Genomic DNA, 19986 nt, shown 5'->3' with positions numbered 1-19986 from the left:
CCCTCGTGCAAGCGGCAGTTACTCGCCCTGCTCGCGCAACTGCTCCTCGGTGAGCCCCTGTCGCCAATAGCCGACGAAGGTGACCCGGCGGCGGTCGATGCCGCGCTCGCCGACGAAGTGCCGGCGCAGCTCCTTCACGCAGGACGACTCGCCCGCGATCCAGACGTACGGGTGCTCGGCGGGCGGCAGTTGGGCGGCGCGGAGGGCGCCGAGGCCCATGGGGGAGGCCTCGGCGCGGCTCGGGTCCTGGACCAGCCAGGTGACGTCGGCGTCGGCCTCGGTCGCCAGGTCCTGGATGGTCCCGGCGTCGTGCACCTCCAGCCAGACGCGGGCGGGCAGGCCGGCGGGCAGCGACTCCAGGATGGCCGAGACGGCCGGCAGGGCGGTCTCGTCGCCCCAGACGACCACCAGGTCGGTGTCCTGCGGCGGCCGGAACCGGATCGCCCGGTTGTCGGCGATCGCCGGGCCGAGCAGCAGCACCCGGTCCCCGGCGGCGGCACGGGAGGCCCAGCGGGAGGCGGGCCCCGCCGGGACGGCGGCGCCGGGCTCGACGCCGTGCAGGACGAAGTCGATGTCGATCTCGTCCGGCTCGCGGCGCAGCGCCCGGAGCGTGTACGAGCGCATCACGGCCCGTACGTCGTCCGGGAGGTCACGCCAGCCCTGCCACCACCTGTCGCCGAGTTCGACGGGAACCCGCGGCTCGCTCTGACCGGGGTGCGGCAGGAACAGCGACAGGGACTGGTCACGTCCGAGGGAGTGGAAGGCGGCGAGGTCGGGCCCGGCGAAGGTGACCCGGACCAGAGACGGCCCCAGCCGCCTCGTCCGTACGACCTGGAGGGAGAAGAAACGGAACGGGGCGGCTACGGCCGTCGTCATGATGGCTCCTGATGTGACGTCAGGGAGGCGTTTGTCTCCGGCGGGCGCGAGCGCGCCGGTCAGCTGACCTTCTTGGCCTTCTCGATGGCCTCGGCCAGCGACGTGAGCAGCGGCGTGCACTTGGCGTAGGACAGGATCGGCTCGGGCGAACGCGGGATGACCTGACCGGCCTTCACGGCGGGCAGCTTCTTCCACGTGCCCTCGGTGATGTCGGCCGGCTGGATCGTCGAGGAACGGTCGTCCATCATGATGATGTCGGCCGGGTACTTGTCGACGTTCTCCCAGCTCAGGCTCTCGAACCAGCCGCCGCCCTCGGCCTTGGCCTTCTCCGGCGGCTCGACGAAGTTCACGCCGAGGGACTTGAAGTACTCCAGGTCGATGGAGAGGTTGGTGCCGGAGACGTAGAAGATCTCCTGGCTCGCCGAACCGGCCATCACCTTGATCTCCGGGCGGGCCTTGGCGGCCTTGCGCAGCCGCTCGGCGGCGGTCTCGAACTCCTGCTTGGCCTTGAGGACCTTGTCGGCCTTCATGTCCGCGCCCAGCGACTCGGCCAGCGCCCACATGCGCTGCAGCGGCGCGGTCAGCTGCCGGTCGTAGACGGAGAGGGCCACGCTCGGGGCGAGCTTTGCGATCTTGTCCTTGGACGCCTCGGGGACGTACCAGAGGGTGCCCGCGCTGTCGAAGGTGGTGGAGATGAGGACGTCCGGCTGGAAGGCGGCGTACTTCTCGACGTTGAACTGGTCCCAGACGTTGCCGAAGACGGTCAGCTTGCTGACGTCCATGTCGCCCGCCTGGACGTCGGCCTTGCCGTCCTGCGTCGTGGTCGGGCCGAAGACACCCTTGACCTCGATGCCGTAGTCGTGGAGGGCGGCGGCGACGCCGACGAAGGCCGCGATGTTGGTGGGGACCTGGTCCAGCTTCACCGTCTCGCCGCGGTCGTCCTTGAACGTCCAGGGGCCGGAGGCCTTGGCGGAGGCCTTCGCGTCCGAGCCGCCGCTTTTCGTGTCTTCGTCGCCGCAGGCTACGAGCACGGCACCGAGGCCGAGGGCACCACCGGCGGCGAGGACGCCGCGGCGGGTGAGGTGGGTGGCACGGGCGTTGGACATGAGTGTGGCTGCTTTCGAACAGGGCGGGAGGCCCGCCGGACAATTCGAAGGTAGGTTAGCCTAACCTCAGCGTTTGTCCAGGGCCTGGGAGCTGTCCGACCGGGGCGGCGGGGGCGGGTTGCGCAGCGCGAGGGCGGTCGGTCTCGCTTGTATGACCCTTGCATCCGCTGCCCAATTCGTTGAGCCCTTGTTTACCTCCGATTTCCCATCAGTGCAGTCGATTGACTGCGACTGACGTGTTTAAAAATTAAATCTTGACCGTGTTCGATCAACATGGATAGAACTGGCGTCCTACTCTGAGAACTCGGGGGATGTGGGGGCGGTTTTGTCTGGGGTGACAGGTAATCAATTCAACGTTCTAAAAGCGTGCTTGAGACGTTCCACCGTTTTCCTGATGTCCATGACTGTGCTGGCCGGAGTCCCGGCGCTGGGGGTGACGGCCGCTGCGCCGGCGGCGCGCGCTGATTCGGTCCCCGGCGACGGAACGGAAAATCTGTCCGCCGCGGAAAAGGCCGCACAGAAGGCTGTCGAGACCGGTGAGCGCGTCGAAATCACCGAGGAGCGCACCGAGTACACGACGACCTACGCCAACCCGGACGGCACCACCTTTTCGCTCAGCATGTCCACCGTGCCGGTGCGCGTCCGTCAGGCGGACGGCACCTGGACCGCCCCGGATTCGGCACTGGAGCGTCGCACGGACGGGACGGTCGGTCCCAAGGCGGCGGTGACGGACCTGTCCTTTTCCGGCGGCGGCGACGGCGCCGACCTGGTGACGGTGGCGGAAAAGGACAAGTCGCTGACGGTCGGCTGGCCGGGCGAGCTGCCCGAGCCTACCCTCGACGGCGCCTCCGCGGTGTACTCGGAGGTGCTGCACGGTGTGGACCTGCGGCTGACCGCGACCACGGAGGGCTACCGGGAAGTGCTCGTGGTCAAGACGCCCGAGGCCGCAGCGAGTGAAGAGCTGAAGCAGCTGGACTTCCCCGTGAGAACCCAAGGGCTGACGCTGCGCGACGGAGTCGGGGGAGGACTGCACGCCGTCGACGAGAACGGCAACGCCGTGTTCCGCGGCCCCGCCGCCCGCCAGTGGGACTCCGCGGGCGACGCGCCGTCCGGGGTGTCCACCATGTCGCTCCGCTCGGCGGACGATCCGATCGCCGCTGATGGCGACCACATGCCCGACCCCGCGTCCGGTCCCAGCGACGGCGACGCCTCCACCGTCCTGCCCGTCAAGGCGGACGCCGACTCGATCACCGTCGTGCCGGACGCCGAACTGTTGACCGGTGACGACACTGTTTACCCGGTGTACGTCGATCCGGACGTTTCCTGGGGCGAGTCGGAGCGCACCCTGCTGTCCTCGGACGGCGACACCTTCTACAACTTCTCCGGCGGCGACGACGGCGAGGGTGTGGGCTACTGCGGAACGTACGTGACCGGCGGCTACGCCTACTACTGCGGCTCCGGCTACAAGCAGCGCATGTACTTCGAGTTCGCGCCGACCGCGCTGCGCGGCAAGCGGGTGCTGGACGCGACCTTCCGGGTGACGGAGCGTTGGTCGATGTCGTGCGAGAAGACGACCGTGCAGCTGGTACGGACCCCGAACATCTCGTCGGCGACGCGGTGGCCCGGTCCGACCAGCAACTGGGACATCATGGGCGACCGTACGGTGTCGGCCGGCCGCGGCACGATGTGCGACCCTGATCAGCCGGACGCACCGATCGAGTTCAACGACGACCCGGCCCAAAGCTACGAGAACCTCACCAACACCGTGAAGGCCTTCGCGGCAGGTGACTTCTCGCGGCTGACGCTGATGCTGAAGGCGTACAACGAGTCGGACCCCAATGGCTGGAAGCGGTTCGACGACGACGCCGTACTGGACGTCGACTACGTGGGCGTCCCGGCGCCGCCGACCAGCCCGGGTGTCCTGTCCGGGGAGATCGCCTCGTGCGAGACGGACGCGAGCGACCCGGACGTGCTCTCGGACCCCACCCCCACGCTCACCGCGGTCGCGCAGACACTCCCCGGCGGAGAGTCCGAGGCGAACCTTCGCGCCCACTTTTACGTGCAGAAGAAGGCCAGTGACGGAACCTGGTCCGTGGTCACGGAGCCGGTGCGGCCGGTCAGCCCCGGCTATGTCGCCGACAACCAGAAAGTCTCGGTGAGTTCGCCGGTGACGCTGACGGACGGCGGCACCTACCGGATGGCCGTGTTCACCCGCTCCTACTACAACGGCGGGGCCAACTACCTCCAGTCGAACAGCACCGTGACGACCAAGGGCTGGTGTTACTTCAAGGTTGACACCACCGCTCCCAAGGCGCCGGTGATCACCTTCGGTACGACCTACACCCCGTGCACGGCCAACGCCTGCGTCGCGGCCGGCGGCTCGGGCGTCAAGGACGAGTTCACCTTCTCCCCGGCGTCCGGCGACGCTGCCACGGTGGCCGGATACCGCTACAAGCTGTCCTCCACCACCTCTTGGTCTTCCACGATCTCCGGTACGACAGTGAAGAAGGCGATCGCCCCGGACCTGGCCGGTACCACGGTGCTCCAGGTGCGTGCGCTGGACAACGTGGGCAGCGGGCGCTGGGGCGCCATCGCGAGCGTGAAGTTCAACGTGCAGGAGAGCCAGGGGGCCACTGGCCGCTGGCACTTCAACGACAGCGCGGTCGGCTCCGGCGAGACGCTCGCCTCCGATTCCGCAACGACGCAGGGCACCCGCCACCCGGCCACCCTCTACACCACCGGTTCCGGCTGGTCCGGGCTGGGCCGCCGGGGCTCCAGCGACCGCTCGCTGTGGCTGAATGACACCTCCGACACCACCCGGCAGTCGGGATACGCGGCGACCGCCTCCGCCGCCGTCAACACCCAGTCCTCGTACACTGTCTCGGCCTGGGCGCTACTGACGGAGAACACCGCCTACCGGGCCGTCCTCTCGCAGACCGGCACCGACCACTCCGGCTTCGTCCTCTACTGGTCGGCCGGCGTCAAGCGCTGGGTATTCCGCTTCAACTGGTCCGACAGCTCCGGCACGCGGCACTTCGTGACCAAGAACGCCTCTTCCGAGGGCCCGCCGCTGAAGGTGTGGACCCATGTGGCCGCTGTCTACGACGCCGACGAGAAGACCATCCAGCTGTACGTCAACGGACGCGCGCAGGGCGACCCGGTGGCCGTGCCAGCAGGTGGGGAGAAGCAGACCCCTGACGGGACGCTGCAGTTCGGCCGGGCGAGCTATGTCCACGGCGACTACACGCAGTACTGGCGTGGGCGTCTCGACGAGGTCGCCGTCTTCCAGGAGGCGCTCACCCCGGCCGGGGTCGCAAAAGAAGCCAGGCTCCTGGACTCCACCGACACCGCGACGGCCACCGAGATGGTCGCCTCCTGGAACCCGGAGGGCGCGAGCGGCACCACGCTCACCGACACCCTCACCGGGTACGGCAGGGCGCTGACGCTGACCGGCGGTGCCGCGCTGGACGGTGAGGCGATCGTGCTGGACGGCACCGACGACGCGGCCACCACCACCGGACCGGTCGTCGACGACACCGGCTCCTTCACCGTCACCACCGAGGTCGAACTCGACCAGGCCGCATTGAACGCCAAGGGCAACGGCTTCATCGGCCAGGTACTCGGCCAGCGCACCGCGGACGGCTCGGCCTGGGGCCTGTGGTACGAGACGACCGGCACGAAGACCCTGTTCGACGACAACGACAACCCATACGAAGTACCCGTCGGTTTCTGGCGGTTCGGCCGTCTTGGCGCCGATGGCACATTCACCGCCGTCGACTCCGACAGTGAGGCGGTCGTCGGAAGCCGGGTCCGGCTCACCGGGGTGTACGACGCGCAGGCCGGCACCATCGCCCTGTACCTCGACTCGACCCAGAACGACACGGACACCCCGTACACGGCCGTCCTCGGCTCGGGTGAACTGGCGGCGGGCAAGGGCTATGTGAAGAGCGCCTGGGGTCACTACCTGCCCTCCCGGATCTCCGACATCCGGATCTGGACGGGCGCGGCGGCCGACGGCACCCAGGTCGACACCATGATCGGCGGCTGACCACCGATTTCCTTCCCGTCCTTCGACTCCTTATCCCTCCCTGGCCGCGTGCGCGGCCGTGCCTTGACAGGGGTGTGTCGTGAACACCGGTACGCGAATGGTCCGTCGGCTGCGCGGCAGGCGCGCCTGGATCGTGGTGACGCTGGCCGTGGCGCTGGCCACCGGGGCGCTGCCCGCGGGGGGTCCGGCCGAGGCCGCGACGGGTGGCCTCGGCCGGCCCGAGGTGCCCAAGCAGCGGGACAGCGACGTCCGGGCCCTCACCGGACTCGGCGCGGCGAAGGCGCGTGCCGCCGTCGCCGCCGCTCGGCGGGAGAACGCTGCCCAGGCCGACCGCGCCGCGTCGCAGCAGCACGCCGTCTGGCCCAAGCCGGACCGGGCCACGGTCACCGTGCCCGGCAGCCGCTCGGGCCACGCGACGACAACGGCCGGCGGGCTGTCGGTCACCCTCGCCCCGGGCAGCGTCGGGAACGCGGCCGCCGGCGAGGCGACCGTTCGGGTCCTCGACCGCCGGACCACCACGGCGGCCGGCATCAAGGGCGTCCTGCTCACCGCGACCGCCACGGAACCCGGCCGGGCCCACCTCACGCTGGACTACGCGAAGTTCGCCTCGGCTTACGGCGGCGGCTGGGCTGGGCGGCTGGGCCTCGTACGGCTGCCCGGCTGTGCGCTGACCACACCCGAGAAGGCGGAGTGCCGCAAGGGCACCCCGCTGGCCTCGCACAACGATGTAGGCGAGCAGACGGTCTCCGCCGACGTGCCCGTGACCACGAGCGGCACGCAGGCCACCGTTCTCGCCCTCGCCGCCACGTCCATGACCTCCGCCTCCGGCGCCGGCACCTATACCGCGACCCCCCTGTCCTCCTCCTCGACCTGGGAGGCGGGCGGCAGCGCCGGCTCGTTCAGCTGGTCGTACCCGATGAGCGTGCCGCCCGCCGCCGCGGGCCCCGCGCCGTCGCTGCGGCTGTCGTACGACTCTGGGAGCATCGACGGCCGTACGGCCTCCACGAACAACCAGACCACCCAGGTCGGCGAGGGCTTCGACCTGTCGACGACCTCCTACGTCGAGCGGTCGTACGGCAGTTGCGACAAGGACGGCCAGACCGACAAGCACGACCTGTGCTGGAAGTACGACAACGCCTCACTCGTCCTCGACGGCAAGTCCAGCGAGCTGGTCAAGGACGACACCACCGGCGTCTGGCGGCTGGCCAAAGACGACGCGTCCACCGTCACCCACTCCACCGGAGCCGACAACGGCGACGGCAACGGCGAGCACTGGACGGTGACGACCGGCGACGGCACCAAGTACGTCTTCGGCCTGAACAAGCTCCCCGGCGCCGGCACCGAACGCACCAACTCGGTGTGGACCGTCCCCGTCTACGGTGACGACTCGGGCGAACCCGGCTACGACCAGGGCCTTGCCTTCGCCGACCGCGTGGTCAGCCAAGCCTGGCGTTGGAACCTGGACTACGTCGTGGACGCCAGCGGCAACGCGGCCAGCTACTGGTACACCGCGGAGACCAACGCCTACGGCAAGAACGGCGCCGAAACCGCCACCACCGAGTACACCCGCGGCGGCTACCTCACCAAGATCCTCTACGGCCAGAACAAGGACACCCTGTTCACCGGTGTCACCTCCGACAAGGTCACCTTCGCCTACGAGGAGCGCTGCACCGCCTCCGACTGCTCCGAGCTGACCGATTCCACCGCCCCCAAGTGGCCCGACGTCCCCTACGACGCAATCTGCAAGAAGGACGCCGACTGCGACGCGCACAGCCCGGCCTTCTTCACCCGCAAGCGGCTCACCCAGATCGACACCTGGGCCTGGTCGGCGAGCGCGAGCGACTTCACGCCCGTCGACTCCTGGGCGTTCACCCAGGAGTACCTGGACGGCGGCGACATCGGTGACAGCACCGACCAGACGCTCACCCTGAAGAGCATCGGGCGGACCGGCAAGAACGGCACCGCGATCTCCCTCGACCCGATCACCTTCACCTACCAGATGCGGGAGAACCGGGTCGACGCCACCGACGACATCCTCCCGCTGAGCCGCCCCCGCATCGAGAGCGTCACCTCGGAGACCGGCTCCATCACTCGCGTCACCCTTTCCCAGCCGGAGTGCGTGCGCGGCTCGAACATGCCGGCCGCCGAGGACGACAACGCCAAGTCCTGCTACCCGCAGTATTGGGGCATCAATGGCGCGAGCGAGTCGAGCATCGACTGGTTCCACAAGTACCGCGTCCTCGCCGTCACCGTCTCCGACCCGACCGGCCAGAACGACGCGGTGGAGACCTCCTACAGCTACGCCGACCCGGCCTGGCACTACAACGAGAACCCGCTGGTCGACGCCGACGAGCGCACCTGGTCCGTCTGGCGCGGCTACGGGAAGGTGACCACCACCAAGGGGGTCGGCAGCTCGGCCGTCAAGACGGTCTCGGTGTACCAGCAGGGCATGAACGGCGACCGGCTACTCGGCGCCGACGGCAAACTCGACGCCGACTCCCGCCGCACCGCGACCGTCCAGGGCGTCGACTTCACCGGCCTCGACGTACCCGACCTGACCGACAGCGAACAGTACGCCGGCATGCTGCGCGAGCAGATCTCCTACAACGGTGCCACCCCGGTGACCGTCACCGTCAACGATCCCTGGTCGAAGCGGACCGCCACCCAGCACAAGTCCTACGCCGACAGCGAGGCCTACTACGTCCGCACCGCCAAGACGTACATCCACACCTTCCTGACGGCCACCTCGGGCTGGCGCACCCGCACCACCGCCACCACCTACGACGACTACGGCATGGCCGCCGCCGTCGACGACGCCGGCGACATCGCCAAGAGCGGCGACGAGAGCTGCACGCGCACCTGGTACGCCCGCAACGACTCCGCCGGCATCAACTCCCTGGTCTCCCGCACCCGAACGGTCGCCCGTACCTGCTCGGTCGCCGAGACCTCGCTGTCCCTGCCGGCCGCGTCCATGACCCGCGGCGACGTGCTGTCGGACACGGCGACGTACTACGACAACACCTCCGCGACCGCGTGGAGCGCGAGCCAGACCCCCACCAAGGGCCTGGCCACCTGGGCCGGCCGTGCCGCCGCCTACCCGGCCACGGCGACGGGCGGCGAGCGCCACCCCACCTCCTGGCAGACCACCGGCACCAGCACCTTCGACAGCCTGGGCCGCGTGGTGAGCACCACCGACGCCGGCAACAACGCCACCACCATCGCCTACACGCCTACCACGGCCGGCCCGCTGACCCGGATGGTGGTGACCAACCCCAAGACGCAGAAGTCGTACACCTACCACGACCCGGCCAGCGGCCAGATCACCAAGGTCTACGACGTCAACACCAAGCTGACCGAGACGTCGTACGACGCACTCGGCCGCACCACCGCCGTGTGGCTGCCGGGCCGCTCCCACTCCAGCGGCCAGAGCCCCAACTACGTCTATGACTACTCGGTCACCAGCGGCAAGCCGTCCTGGACGTCGACCGGCACGCTCAAGGCGGACGGCGACACCTACAACACCGCCTACACCGTCTACGACTCGCTGCTGCGCACCCTGCAGGTTCAGGCGCCCACCGCGCTCGGCGGCCGTCTGCTGACCGACACCCGCTACGACAGCCGGGGTCTGGCCTACGAGACGTACGCGGACATCTTCGACCAGGACCACACGCCGACCGGCACCTACACCCGCGCTGAGTACGGCGAGGCCCCCAAGCAGACGGAGACCGCCTTCGACGCGGCGGGCCGCCCCACCACCAACACCCTCTACGTCTACGGCGTCAAGCGCTGGTCGACCACGACCAGCTACACCGGTGACTCCACCGCGGTCACCGCCCTGTCCGGCGGCTCCGCGACCCGCGACATCACCGACGCGCTGGGCCGTACCGTCGAACGCCGCGAGTACGCCGGCACCGCCACCTCCGACACCGACTACGGCGCGAGCACCGGCGCCCCCTACACCAGCACCCGCTTCACCTACACCCTCGACGGCAAGCAGGCCACGGTCATCGGCCCCGACAAGACCAAGTGGAGCTACGTCTACGACCTCTTCGGCCGGCAGGTCTCTGCCACCGACCCCGACAAGGGCACGACGGCCACCGAATACACGGCCCTCGACCAGGTCGCCAAGGTCACCGACTCGCGTGGCGCGTCCCTGCTCTACGAGTACGACGTCCTCGGCCGTAGGACCGGCGAGTGGTCCGGTACGAAGACGGACGCGAACAAGCTGACCGCCTGGGCCTACGACACCCTCGCCAAGGGCCAGCTCGACTCCACGACCCGCTACGTCGGCGGGGCCGGCGGGACGGCGTACACCAAGAAGGTCACCGCCTATGACGCCAACTATCGGGCGACTGGCACGCAGTTGGTGCTGCCGGCGGGCGACGCGCTGGTCACCTCCGGCGCGGTGAAGGCCACGCTGGACTTCTCGACGTACTACAACATCGACGGCACCCAGCAGTACATCAACGAGCCGGCCGCCGGTGGTCTCGCCGCCGAGAAGGTCACCTCCGAGTACAACGGACTCGGCCTGCCCACCAGCCTCTCAGGCGCCAGCGGCTACGTCCTCGGCGTCACCCACTCCGCCCTGGGCCAGACCGAACAGCTCACCCTGGGCACCTCGGCCGCGACCGGCACCAAGAAGGCGTACCTCACCAACACCTACGAGGAGGGCACGGGCCGGCTCACCCAGGCGGTGCTCACCGACCAGACCCACCCGTACGAACTCCAGGAGCTCAACTACGCCTACGACGACACCGGCAACGTCACCTCCATCAAGGACCCGACGACCCTGGGCGGCACCTCGGCGGCCGACAACCAGTGCTTCGCCTACGACGGCCACCGCCGACTGACCGAGGCCTGGACCCCGGTCGACGGCAACTGCCCGGCGAGCCGGACCACGTCCGCACTGGGCGGCCCGAGTCCGTACTGGACGTCGTACACCTACACGGACACCGGCCTGCGTGCGACGGAGACCACGCACACGACGACCGCGACCACGACGAAGACCTACTGCTACAGCGCCACCCAGCCGCACGCCCTCACCGCGACCACCACCGCCGCTTCCTGCACCGGAGTGACACCCGTCTACGCCTACGACACCGCGGGCAACACCACCAGTCGTCCCGACGGCACCGCCACCCAGTCCCTCGTCTGGTCGCCCGAGGGCAAGCTCGCCGAGCTGAAGGAGGGTGCCGCCACCACCGGTTACGTCTACGACGCCGACGGCAACCTGCTCATCCGTCGCAACGCCTCCGGCGAGACCGTCCTCTACCTGGGCACGACCGAGGTCCACCTGGACAAGACCACCGGCAAGTACTGGGCCCAGCGCTACTACGGCTTCGACGGCAACGCGGTAGCCCTGCGCAGCAACAAGACCGGCACCGACGCCCTGTGCTGGCTCGCCGCCGACCAGCACGGCACGGCGAGTGTCGCCCTCGACGCCTCGACCCAGGCCGTCACCAAGCGCTACACCACGCCCTTCGGCGCGACCCGCTCCGGAGGAAGCGGCAGCTGGCCCGACGACAAGGCGTTCCTCGGCAAGACGGCGGACGCGAGCACCGGCCTCACCCATATCGGCGCCCGCGAGTACGACCCGTCGACGGGCCGCTTCATCAGCCCCGACCCGCTCCTGGAGACCGACAAGCCGCAGACCCTGAACGGCTACACCTACGCCGCCAACAACCCGACCTCCTTCTCCGACCCGAGCGGCGAGGCGCTCATGGAGTGCATGACGGGGGAGATCGAGTGCCGGGGCGGCATGCCGGTCAGCAACGGCAAGAAGCCCAGCTCCTCGGACACCGGCGGGAGCGGCAAGAGTGGCAAGACGGTCGTCCGCAACGGCGGCAAGAGCAACGTCGGGTCCGCCTGCGCCCTGACCTTCCACATGAGCGGTCACGACGCTGCCGTCTGCCAGTCCGGCTACGCGGCACAGGTGTGGGCCATGGAGATGAAGGTCGAGGGCTACGTCACGGTGGACATCGGCGACGGCGGCACGACCGCCAACTCCATCCCTGGCGCAAGCGGCAACGACACCGGCAACGCGGGCGCCGCCGACGTCATCCTGTGGACGAAGGACAGGGTGTACATCTGGGAGGTCAAGCCGGGGAACGAGTACGGCATGACGGACGGCCCCAATGATCTGACCAGGTATGTCGAAGGCATGGAGGTTTACCTGGACAGCCAGGGCGACAACCGGGAGGTCGAGCGGGGCCACGGCCTGCTGTCTGGCCGGGCGGCATCCCGGGAGGGCATTGTGAACGTCTGGTCCAAGGCCACAGAGTACCCCGGCATGCGCTTCTACGGACGCAAGAACCGGGACAAGCCCACGCCCAAGCCCGGCCCCAGCCCCACCCCGAAGCCCACCGCGAGCACCGCGGCACCGGTCGAGGAACCCGCGCCGGGAACGGTCGACGCCCCGGTTCTGGAACCCGCGCCGGGCCCGACCGGGGTGGCGTCGGCCGGCGGGCCGGCGGGGGGATTCCAGATCTCTCCAGAAGCGCAGAAGGTCGGAGCGGGTGCGGTCGTCTTCACCGGCGTGCTGTTCACAGTCGGCTTCATCTTCAACGGCCTGACCGGCGGGGCTTTCGCCTAGCGAGGGCAAGTAGGCTCGGGGAACGACAGGAGAAGGAGGCGGCCGTGACGGAGAACGAGGCCCCTGGCATGGACGTGCACATTGAGGTCACCCTCGACGAACGGCCGGCCGTGTCCCGCGGCGACGTCCTGGCCCGCTGGTTCAGGGGCGCGGTCGACTCCTTCTTCCCCGATCCGTCCGCGTACGCGGAGGCTCACGTACTCGTGGACCACTCGTTCGAGAGAGGCGGGGAAAAATTCCGCACCAAGGGGTTTGAGGAGAGCTGGCCGTCGCTGGAGGAGAGGCTGCGCCGCTATCCTTTCTACGCCTCGGTCAACTTCTTCGTGCCGGTGGACCACCCCTACGAAACGGTGGGCAGCTTCGGGCGCGTGACCGCCTCATATCTGCGGAGTGACGGCAGCTACGCGGCACTGGCCGTCGGGCTGCAGGCCGCGGAACGGACGGCCGACCCGCGGCTGTGCGCCCGAATCTGGGATTTCCTGGCCACCGCCCTGGACGGCTCGGACCCCGCCTTCGCACGCGTGGAGCACCGGGACTTCCACGACACGACCCACTTGGAGGCTGCCCTGCGCAGACCCCGGCGCAAGTCGCTGCGCGAGTCCCGCACCTACCTGCGCGGCTATTCCTGGGTCACCGGTGTGCCCGGCGAGGTCGCCGCCCGCCTCGGGGGCGCCTCGCGCCTCGCGGCCACCGGCGCCTTCCACGCCGTACGGGAGCTGCGCGGCGGCGGGCTGCTGTTGCAGGCGACCGAGACGCTCGCCGGGTACGACGACCGGGCGATGCGCGAGGTGTTCCGCGCGCTGGCGCCGGTGCTGCCGCCGGGCATTCCGCAGGACGACCCCGCCCGCGAGCACCTCCGGGTGGTGTTCGAGGACGCGAGCGGGGTCTGAGGCGGCGGCGTCCGGGTCAGCCCGCCAGGCCCAACTCCCGGGCGATCAGCATCCGCTGGACCTCGCTGGTGCCCTCGCCGATCTCCAGGATCTTCGAGTCGCGCCACATCCGGGCCACCGGGTACTCGTTCATGAAGCCGTAGCCGCCGTGGATCTGGGTGGCGTCGCGGGCGTTGTCGACGGCGATCGTGGAGGAGTACAGCTTGGCCAGGGCCGCCTCCTTCTTGAAGGGTTCGCCGGCGACCAGGCGGGAGGCCGCGTCGCGCCACGCGAGGCGGGCCGTGTGGGCCTTCATCTCCATGTCGGCGATCTTGAACTGGATGGCCTGGTTGGCGCCGATCGGCCGGCCGAAGGCGTGACGTTCCTTCGCGTACTTGACCGACTCGTCCACGCAGCCCTGCGCCAGCCCGGTGGCCAGGGCCGCGATGGCGACGCGGCCCTCGTCCAGGATGCGCAGGAACTGGGCGTACCCGCGGCCCTCCTCGCCCAGCAGGTTCGCCGCCGGGACCCGGACGTCGTCGAAGGACAGCTCCCGGGTGTCGGAGGCGTTCCAGCCGACCTTTGAGTACTGCGGCGCGACCGTGAAGCCCGGCGTGCCGGACGGGACGATGATCGCGGAGATCAGCGGCTTGCCGTCGGGCTTGCGGCCCGTGACGGCGGTGACCGTGACCAGGCCCGTGATGTCGGTGCCGGAGTTGGTGATGAAGCACTTGGTGCCGTTGATCACCCACTCGTCCGTGTCGGGGTCGAGCCGGGCCGTCGTGCGGGTCGCGCCCGCGTCCGAGCCGCCGTCGGGCTCGGTCAGGCCGAAGGCGCCGAGGATCTCGCCCGAGCACAGCCGGGGGAGCCACTCCCGCTTCTGCTCCTCGGTGCCGAACAGGTGGATCGGCATGGCGCCCAGCGAGACGCCCGCCTCCAGCGTGATGGCCACCGAGGAATCCACGCGGGCCAGTTCCTCCAGGGCGATGCCCAGGGCGAGATAGTCGCCGCCCATACCGCCGTACTCCTCCGGGAACGGCAGCCCGAACAGGCCCATCCGGCCCATCTCGCGGACGATCTCGTACGGGAACTCGTGCCGCTCGTAGTAGTCGCCGATCTTGGGTGCGACGACGTCGTGCGCGAACTCCTCGACCGTGCGGCGGAGTTCTTCCAGCTCGGGGGTGAGGCGGTGGTCCATGATGCGTCACTGCTCCTGGTGGGAGAGGGCTCTTACGGTGCGGGACGGGCTGGGTCGGCCCAGGTGGCCGGCCATCCACACGCTGGTGGCGGTGAGACGGCCGAGGTCGACGCCGGTGTCGATGCCGAGGCCGTGCAGCATCCACACGAGGTCCTCGGTGGCGAGGTTGCCGGTGGCGCTCTTGGCGTACGGGCAGCCGCCGAGGCCGCCCGCCGAGGCGTCGACCGTCGTGACGCCGTGCTGGAGCGCGGCCAGGGTGTTGGCCAGGGCCTGGCCGTAGGTGTCGTGGAAGTGCACGCCGAGGGCGGTCGCGGGAACGCGGTCGGCGTCGAGCGCGGTGAGGAGTTCGGCGACGTGACCCGGCGTGGCCACGCCGATCGTGTCGCCCAGGCTCAGCTCGTCGCAGCCCATGTCCATCAGGGCCTTGCAGACGCGGACCACCTGGTGGACCGGCACGGGGCCCTCCCAGGGGTCGCCGAAGCACATGGACAGATAGCCGCGGACATGGACCCCCTCGGCCTTGGCCCGGGCCACCACCGGCTCGAACATGGCCAGCGCCTCGTCGACCGTGCGGTTGAGGTTGGCCTTGGCGAAGGACTCGGTGGCGCTGGCGAAGACGGCGATGCGGGTGGCGCCCAGGGACAGCGCCCGGTCCAGGCCCCGGTCGTTGGGGACGAGGACCGGGAGCGCGACCGGGAGAGCGCTGACGAGCGGGAACAGCTGCTCGGCGTCGGCCAGTTGGGGCACCCACTTGGGGTGGACGAAGCTGGTTGCCTCGACCGTCGTCAGGCCCGCGTCGGCCAGCCGGCGGATGAACTCCGCCTTCACCTCGGTCGGGACCTGCCCCTTCTCGTTCTGCAGGCCGTCGCGGGGGCCGACCTCGTGGATCCGGACCCGGGCGGGCAGGCCCGGGGCCGGTACGACCATCGGGAGGCCGGATTCGGGGGCGCTCATGCCTGCTCCTCCTCGGTCGGCGTGATGACCGCGAGGACCTGGTCCATGGCGACCGTGCTGCCCGGGCTCACGTCCAGCTCGGCGACCGTGCCGGCGTGCGGCGCGGAGATGACGTGCTCCATCTTCATCGCTTCCACCACCAGCAGGCTCTGACCGGCGCTCACCTCGTCGCCGACGGCGACCTTCACGACCGTCACCGTGCCCGGCATGGGCGCGGTGAGCGAGTCCGCGCCGGAGTGGGCGGTGCGGGAGAGGGACGCCTCCACCGGGTCGTGGTCGCGCACCTGCCAGGCGTCGCCGTCGCGGCCCAGCCAGGTACCCGACGGCAGGGCGGCGAAGGTGTGGGCGACGCCGTCGAGCCGGAAGGTGAACCGGCGGTCCGCCCCGGACGGGGCCGGGCCCGCGGACGCCCGGGCCGGGGCCTCGGCGCCGTCGAGCAGCAGCTCGAACCCGTCGTCCGCCGTGTCCCGCAGGCGGACGGTCACCGGGTCGTGCCCCGGCACCCGCAGGTGGTGCGATGTCCAGGCGCGCTCACCGCCCAGGCGCCAGCCCTGCGGGACGGAGAACGGATCGACCCAACCGGTGCCCCGGGCGGGGGCGGCCAGCGCGGCCTGGCGCAGCAGGGCCGCCGCCGCGTAGACCTCCGTCGGGACCTCGTCCGTCACGAGGCCCGCCACCTCGCGTTCGACGAGCCCGGTGTCCAGGTCGCCCTCGACGACCGCCGGATGGGCGAGCAGCCGCCGCAGGAACCCGGCGTTCGTCGGCACGCCGAGCACGACCGTCCCGGCGAGGGCGGCGCGCAGCCTGCGCAGGGCGGTGGCGCGGTCGGGGCCGTACGCGACGACCTTCGACAGCATCGGGTCGTACAGGCTGCCGACCTCGGTGCCCTCGCTGAGGCCGGAGTCGGTGCGGACGCCGTCGCCCTGGGGTTCGTGCAGGGCGAGCACCGTGCCGCCGGAGGGCAGGAAGCCCCGGGTGGGGTCCTCGGCGCAGACGCGGGCCTCCACCGCGTGCCCGGTGAGGGCGATGTCGTCCTGGGTGAAGGGCAGGCGTTCGCCCGCAGCGACCCGCAGCTGCCACTCCACCAGGTCGAGGCCGGTGACGAGTTCCGTGACGGGGTGCTCCACCTGCAGGCGGGTGTTCATCTCCATGAAGCAGTACGCGGCCGGGTCGCCGCCGGGGACGATGAACTCGACCGTGCCCGCCCCGACGTACCCGCAGGAGCGGGCCGCCTGCACCGCCGCCTCGCCCATGGCCGCCCGGGTGGCGTCGTCCAGCAGGACGCTGGGCGCCTCTTCGATGATCTTCTGGTGGCGGCGCTGGAGGGAGCACTCGCGCTCGCCCAGGTGGACGACGTTGCCGTGGCCGTCGGCCAGGACCTGGATCTCGATGTGGCGGGGCCGGTCGATCCACCGCTCCACGAGGAGCGTGTCGTCGCCGAAGGAGGCGGCGGCCTCGCGCCGGGCGGCGGCGATCTCGTCGTCGAGCCGGCTCAGGTCCCGTACCAGGCGCATGCCCTTGCCGCCGCCGCCCGCGGAGGGCTTGAGCAGCACGGGGGCGCCCAGTTCGCGGGCGGCCCGCGCGAGGTCGGGGTCCCGGCCGCCGGGGACGACGGGGACCTTGGCCGCCGAGACGGTCTCCTTGGCGCGGATCTTGTCGCCCATCAGGGCGATGGCGTCGGCGGGCGGCCCGACGAAGACGAGTCCGGCGTCGGCGCACGCGCGCGCGAAGCCGGCGTTCTCGGCGAGGAAGCCGTAGCCCGGGTGGACGGCCTGGGCGTTCGTGGCGGCCGCCGCCTGAAGGATCCGCTCGACGGACAGATAGCTCTCGACGGCCGGCGCGGGCCCGATCCGTACCGCCGTGTCGGCCTCGCGCACATGCCGGGCGTCGGCGTCCGCGTCGGAGAAGACGGCCACCGAGCGGACGCCCAGCGAGCGCAGCGTGCGGATGACGCGGACGGCGATCTCGCCGCGGTTGGCCACAAGAACGGTGTCGAACATCGGTCCCCTCACATCCGGAAGACGCCGAACTGGGGGTCACCCAGGGGCGCGTTGGCGCACGCGGTCAGGGCCAGGCCGACCACCTGACGGGTCTCCAGGGGGTCGATCACCCCGTCGTCCCAGAGGCGGGCGGTCGCGTAGTAGGCGTTCCCCTGACGCTCGTACTGCGCGCGGATCGGCGCCTTGAACGCCTCTTCCTCCTCGGCGGGCCAGTCCTCGCCGCGGCCCTCGATCTGGTCCCGCTTGACGGTGGCGAGGACGGAGGCGGCCTGCTCGCCGCCCATGACGGAGATCTTGGCGTTGGGCCACATCCACAGGAAGCGCGGCGAGTACGCCCGGCCGCACATGGAGTAGTTCCCCGCGCCGTACGAGCCGCCGACCACGACCGTCAGCTTCGGTACGCGCGTGGTGGCGACGGCGGTGACCATCTTCGCCCCGTGCTTGGCGATGCCGCCGGCCTCGTAGTCCCGGCCGACCATGAACCCGGAGATGTTCTGCAGGAACAGCAGCGGGATGCCGCGCTGGTCGCACAGCTCGATGAAGTGGGCGCCCTTCTGGGCGGACTCCGAGAAGAGGATGCCGTTGTTGGCGACGACGCCGACCGGGTGACCGTGGATCCGGGCGAATCCGGTGACGAGGGTCTGCCCGAACTCGGCCTTGAACTCGGCGAAGCGGGAGCCGTCGACCACGCGCGCGATGATTTCCCGCACGTCGTAGGGGGTGCGGGAATCGACCGGCACCGCCCCGTACAGCCCGTACGGGTCGGCCTTGGGCTCGACCGCGGGCCGCACCTCCCAGGGCAGCGCCCCGCGCGCGGGGAGCGTCGCGACGATGTTCCGCACGGTGCGCAGTGCGTGGGCGTCGTCCTCCGCGAGGTGGTCGGTGACACCGGACACGCGCGCGTGCACCTCGCCGCCGCCGAGCTCCTCGGCGGTGACGACCTCGCCCGTTGCCGCCTTCACCAGCGGGGGGCCGCCGAGGAAGATCGTCCCCTGGTTCCGCACGATGACGGCCTCGTCGCTCATCGCCGGGACGTACGCCCCGCCGGCGGTGCAGGAGCCGAGGACCGCGGCGATCTGGGGGATGCGGGCGGCGGACATCCGGGCCTGGTTGTAGAAGATCCGCCCGAAGTGCTCACGGTCCGGGAAGACCTCGTCCTGCATGGGCAGGAAGGCGCCGCCGGAGTCGACGAGGTAGAGACAGGGCAGCCGGTTCTCCAGGGCGACTTCCTGGGCGCGCAGGTGCTTCTTCACCGTCATCGGGTAGTACGTCCCGCCCTTGACGGTCGCGTCGTTGGCGACGACGACGCACTCCCGCCCGCTCACCCGCCCGATGCCGGCGATGACGCCGGCGGCGGGGGCCTGGCCGTCGTACATCCCGTCGGCCGCGAGCGGGGCCAGCTCCAGGAAGGGCGAGCCGGGGTCGAGAAGGGTGTCGACCCGGTCGCGCGGCAGCAGCTTGCCGCGCGCGGTGTGCCGGGCGCGCGCCTTCTCACCCCCGCCCAGCCGGGCGGTGGCGAGCTTGGCGCGCAGCTCCTCCACGAGCGCGAGATGCGCTGCCTCGTTGGCCTGCCAGGCCTCCGACGCGGGGTCCGCCGCGCCGTGCAGCTCCGGTGCCTGGTCCATCCTGCGGTCCCCTCACCTTGTTAATGAGCGTTAACGCATTTCCTCCAGGTTAACGACCGCTAACCTCGCTGTCTAGAATTACTTCCATGGCCACGAGAACCGACGCTCCCACCCGCCGCGAGCAGATCCTCAAGGAGGCCGCGCGACTGTTCGCCGAGCGCGGCTTCCACGGCGTCGGGGTGGACGAGATAGGCGCGGCGGTCGGGATCAGCGGTCCCGGCCTCTACCGCCACTTCCCGGGCAAGGACGCGATGCTCGCCGAGCTGCTGGTCGGCATCAGTGGCCAGCTCCTGACCGGCGGGAAGCGCCGGGTGGCGGAGGCGGACGGAGATCCCGAGGGGGTCCTCGACTCGCTCATCGAGGGCCATATCGACTTCGCGCTCGACGACCGCCCGCTCATCACCCTGCACGACCGCGAGCTGGACCGCCTCCGGGACAGCGACCGCAAGCTCGTGCGCCAGCTCCAGCGCCAGTACGTCGAACTGTGGGTGGAGGTGGTCCGCCAGGTCTACCCGGGGCTGTCCGAGCCGACGGCCCGCTCCGCCGTCCACTCGGTCTTCGGGCTGCTGAACTCGACGCCGCACCTGGGCCGCCCGGGCTCACTGCCGGGGCGGGGCGCCACGGCGGAGCTGCTGCACCGGATGGCGAAGGGGGCGTTCGCGGCGGCGGGGGAGTAGAGCTCCGCGGGGGGAACGCGGTGCGGTGCGGCGCCGTCGTG

The 19986-nt window shown here is 70.5% G+C and carries 10 protein-coding genes; 4 read left to right on the top strand and 6 right to left on the bottom strand.

Going from position 1 to position 19986, the window contains the following annotated elements:
• Nucleotides 1-18: 18 nt before the first annotated feature.
• Complete coding sequence (locus IPT68_RS13600) at nucleotides 19-876, bottom strand: siderophore-interacting protein (RefSeq protein WP_189699028.1); 858 nt, start codon at nucleotides 874-876, stop codon at nucleotides 19-21.
• A 59-nt stretch (nucleotides 877-935) separates the two neighbouring features.
• A complete protein-coding gene (locus tag IPT68_RS13595; protein ID WP_189699027.1) occupies nucleotides 936-1982 on the bottom strand; it encodes an ABC transporter substrate-binding protein in 1047 nt (348 codons plus the stop codon).
• Between the two features lie 394 nt (nucleotides 1983-2376).
• On the opposite strand from IPT68_RS13595, the gene IPT68_RS13590 reads away from it, so the two are divergent.
• The 3 genes from IPT68_RS13590 to IPT68_RS13580 all read left to right on the top strand — a co-directional run bounded on the left by IPT68_RS13590 (nucleotide 2377) and on the right by IPT68_RS13580 (nucleotide 13512).
• Nucleotides 2377-6030: a LamG domain-containing protein gene (locus tag IPT68_RS13590; RefSeq protein ID WP_308438785.1), complete on the top strand. Its 3654-nt coding sequence runs from the start codon at nucleotides 2377-2379 to the stop codon at nucleotides 6028-6030.
• 97 nt (nucleotides 6031-6127) lie between these two features.
• Complete coding sequence (locus IPT68_RS13585) at nucleotides 6128-12622, top strand: RHS repeat-associated core domain-containing protein (protein WP_228040542.1); 6495 nt, start codon at nucleotides 6128-6130, stop codon at nucleotides 12620-12622.
• Between the two features lie 44 nt (nucleotides 12623-12666).
• Nucleotides 12667-13512, top strand: a complete 846-nt coding sequence (locus tag IPT68_RS13580) for a hypothetical protein (protein ID WP_189699026.1) — start codon at nucleotides 12667-12669, stop codon at nucleotides 13510-13512.
• Between the two features lie 16 nt (nucleotides 13513-13528).
• Here the strand turns inward: IPT68_RS13580 and IPT68_RS13575 are convergent, their stop codons facing one another.
• Genes IPT68_RS13575 through IPT68_RS13560 form a run of 4 tightly spaced genes read right to left on the bottom strand, consistent with a single transcriptional unit; the run spans nucleotide 13529 to nucleotide 19268 of the window.
• The gene (locus IPT68_RS13575; RefSeq protein WP_189699025.1) at nucleotides 13529-14689 is read right to left on the bottom strand and encodes an acyl-CoA dehydrogenase family protein; all 1161 of its coding nucleotides are present in this window, start codon (nucleotides 14687-14689) and stop codon (nucleotides 13529-13531) included.
• 6 nt (nucleotides 14690-14695) lie between these two features.
• The gene (locus IPT68_RS13570; protein WP_189699024.1) at nucleotides 14696-15643 is read right to left on the bottom strand and encodes a hydroxymethylglutaryl-CoA lyase; all 948 of its coding nucleotides are present in this window, start codon (nucleotides 15641-15643) and stop codon (nucleotides 14696-14698) included.
• Complete coding sequence (locus IPT68_RS13565; protein WP_189699023.1) at nucleotides 15640-17643, bottom strand: ATP-binding protein; 2004 nt, start codon at nucleotides 17641-17643, stop codon at nucleotides 15640-15642. Before IPT68_RS13565 ends, IPT68_RS13570 begins: the two co-directional genes overlap by 4 nt.
• Nucleotides 17644-17651: 8 nt before the next feature.
• Entirely contained in the window at nucleotides 17652-19268 is a 1617-nt protein-coding gene (locus IPT68_RS13560; RefSeq protein WP_189699022.1) for a carboxyl transferase domain-containing protein, read from the bottom strand.
• Between the two features lie 86 nt (nucleotides 19269-19354).
• On the opposite strand from IPT68_RS13560, the gene IPT68_RS13555 reads away from it, so the two are divergent.
• A complete protein-coding gene (locus IPT68_RS13555; protein WP_189699021.1) occupies nucleotides 19355-19945 on the top strand; it encodes an SACE_7040 family transcriptional regulator in 591 nt (196 codons plus the stop codon).
• The last annotated feature ends 41 nt before the right edge of the window (nucleotides 19946-19986 follow it).

It is taken from the genome of Streptomyces chromofuscus (genome assembly GCF_015160875.1).
Taxonomy (GTDB): Bacteria; Actinomycetota; Actinomycetes; order Streptomycetales; family Streptomycetaceae; genus Streptomyces; species Streptomyces chromofuscus.
Note: the sequence above shows the minus strand (reverse complement) of the source record. Positions and strands in the feature narration are given on the sequence as shown.

Coding starts and splice junctions, on each gene's coding strand:
- IPT68_RS13600 (WP_189699028.1), bottom strand. CDS start 876: ATGACGACGGCCGTAGCCGCCCCGTTCCGTTTCTTCTCCCTCCAGGTC.
- IPT68_RS13595 (WP_189699027.1), bottom strand. CDS start 1,982: ATGTCCAACGCCCGTGCCACCCACCTCACCCGCCGCGGCGTCCTCGCC.
- IPT68_RS13590 (WP_308438785.1), top strand. CDS start 2,377: ATGTCCATGACTGTGCTGGCCGGAGTCCCGGCGCTGGGGGTGACGGCC.
- IPT68_RS13585 (WP_228040542.1), top strand. CDS start 6,128: ATGGTCCGTCGGCTGCGCGGCAGGCGCGCCTGGATCGTGGTGACGCTG.
- IPT68_RS13575 (WP_189699025.1), bottom strand. CDS start 14,689: ATGGACCACCGCCTCACCCCCGAGCTGGAAGAACTCCGCCGCACGGTC.
- IPT68_RS13570 (WP_189699024.1), bottom strand. CDS start 15,643: ATGAGCGCCCCCGAATCCGGCCTCCCGATGGTCGTACCGGCCCCGGGC.
- IPT68_RS13565 (WP_189699023.1), bottom strand. CDS start 17,643: ATGTTCGACACCGTTCTTGTGGCCAACCGCGGCGAGATCGCCGTCCGC.
- IPT68_RS13560 (WP_189699022.1), bottom strand. CDS start 19,268: ATGGACCAGGCACCGGAGCTGCACGGCGCGGCGGACCCCGCGTCGGAG.
- IPT68_RS13555 (WP_189699021.1), top strand. CDS start 19,355: ATGGCCACGAGAACCGACGCTCCCACCCGCCGCGAGCAGATCCTCAAG.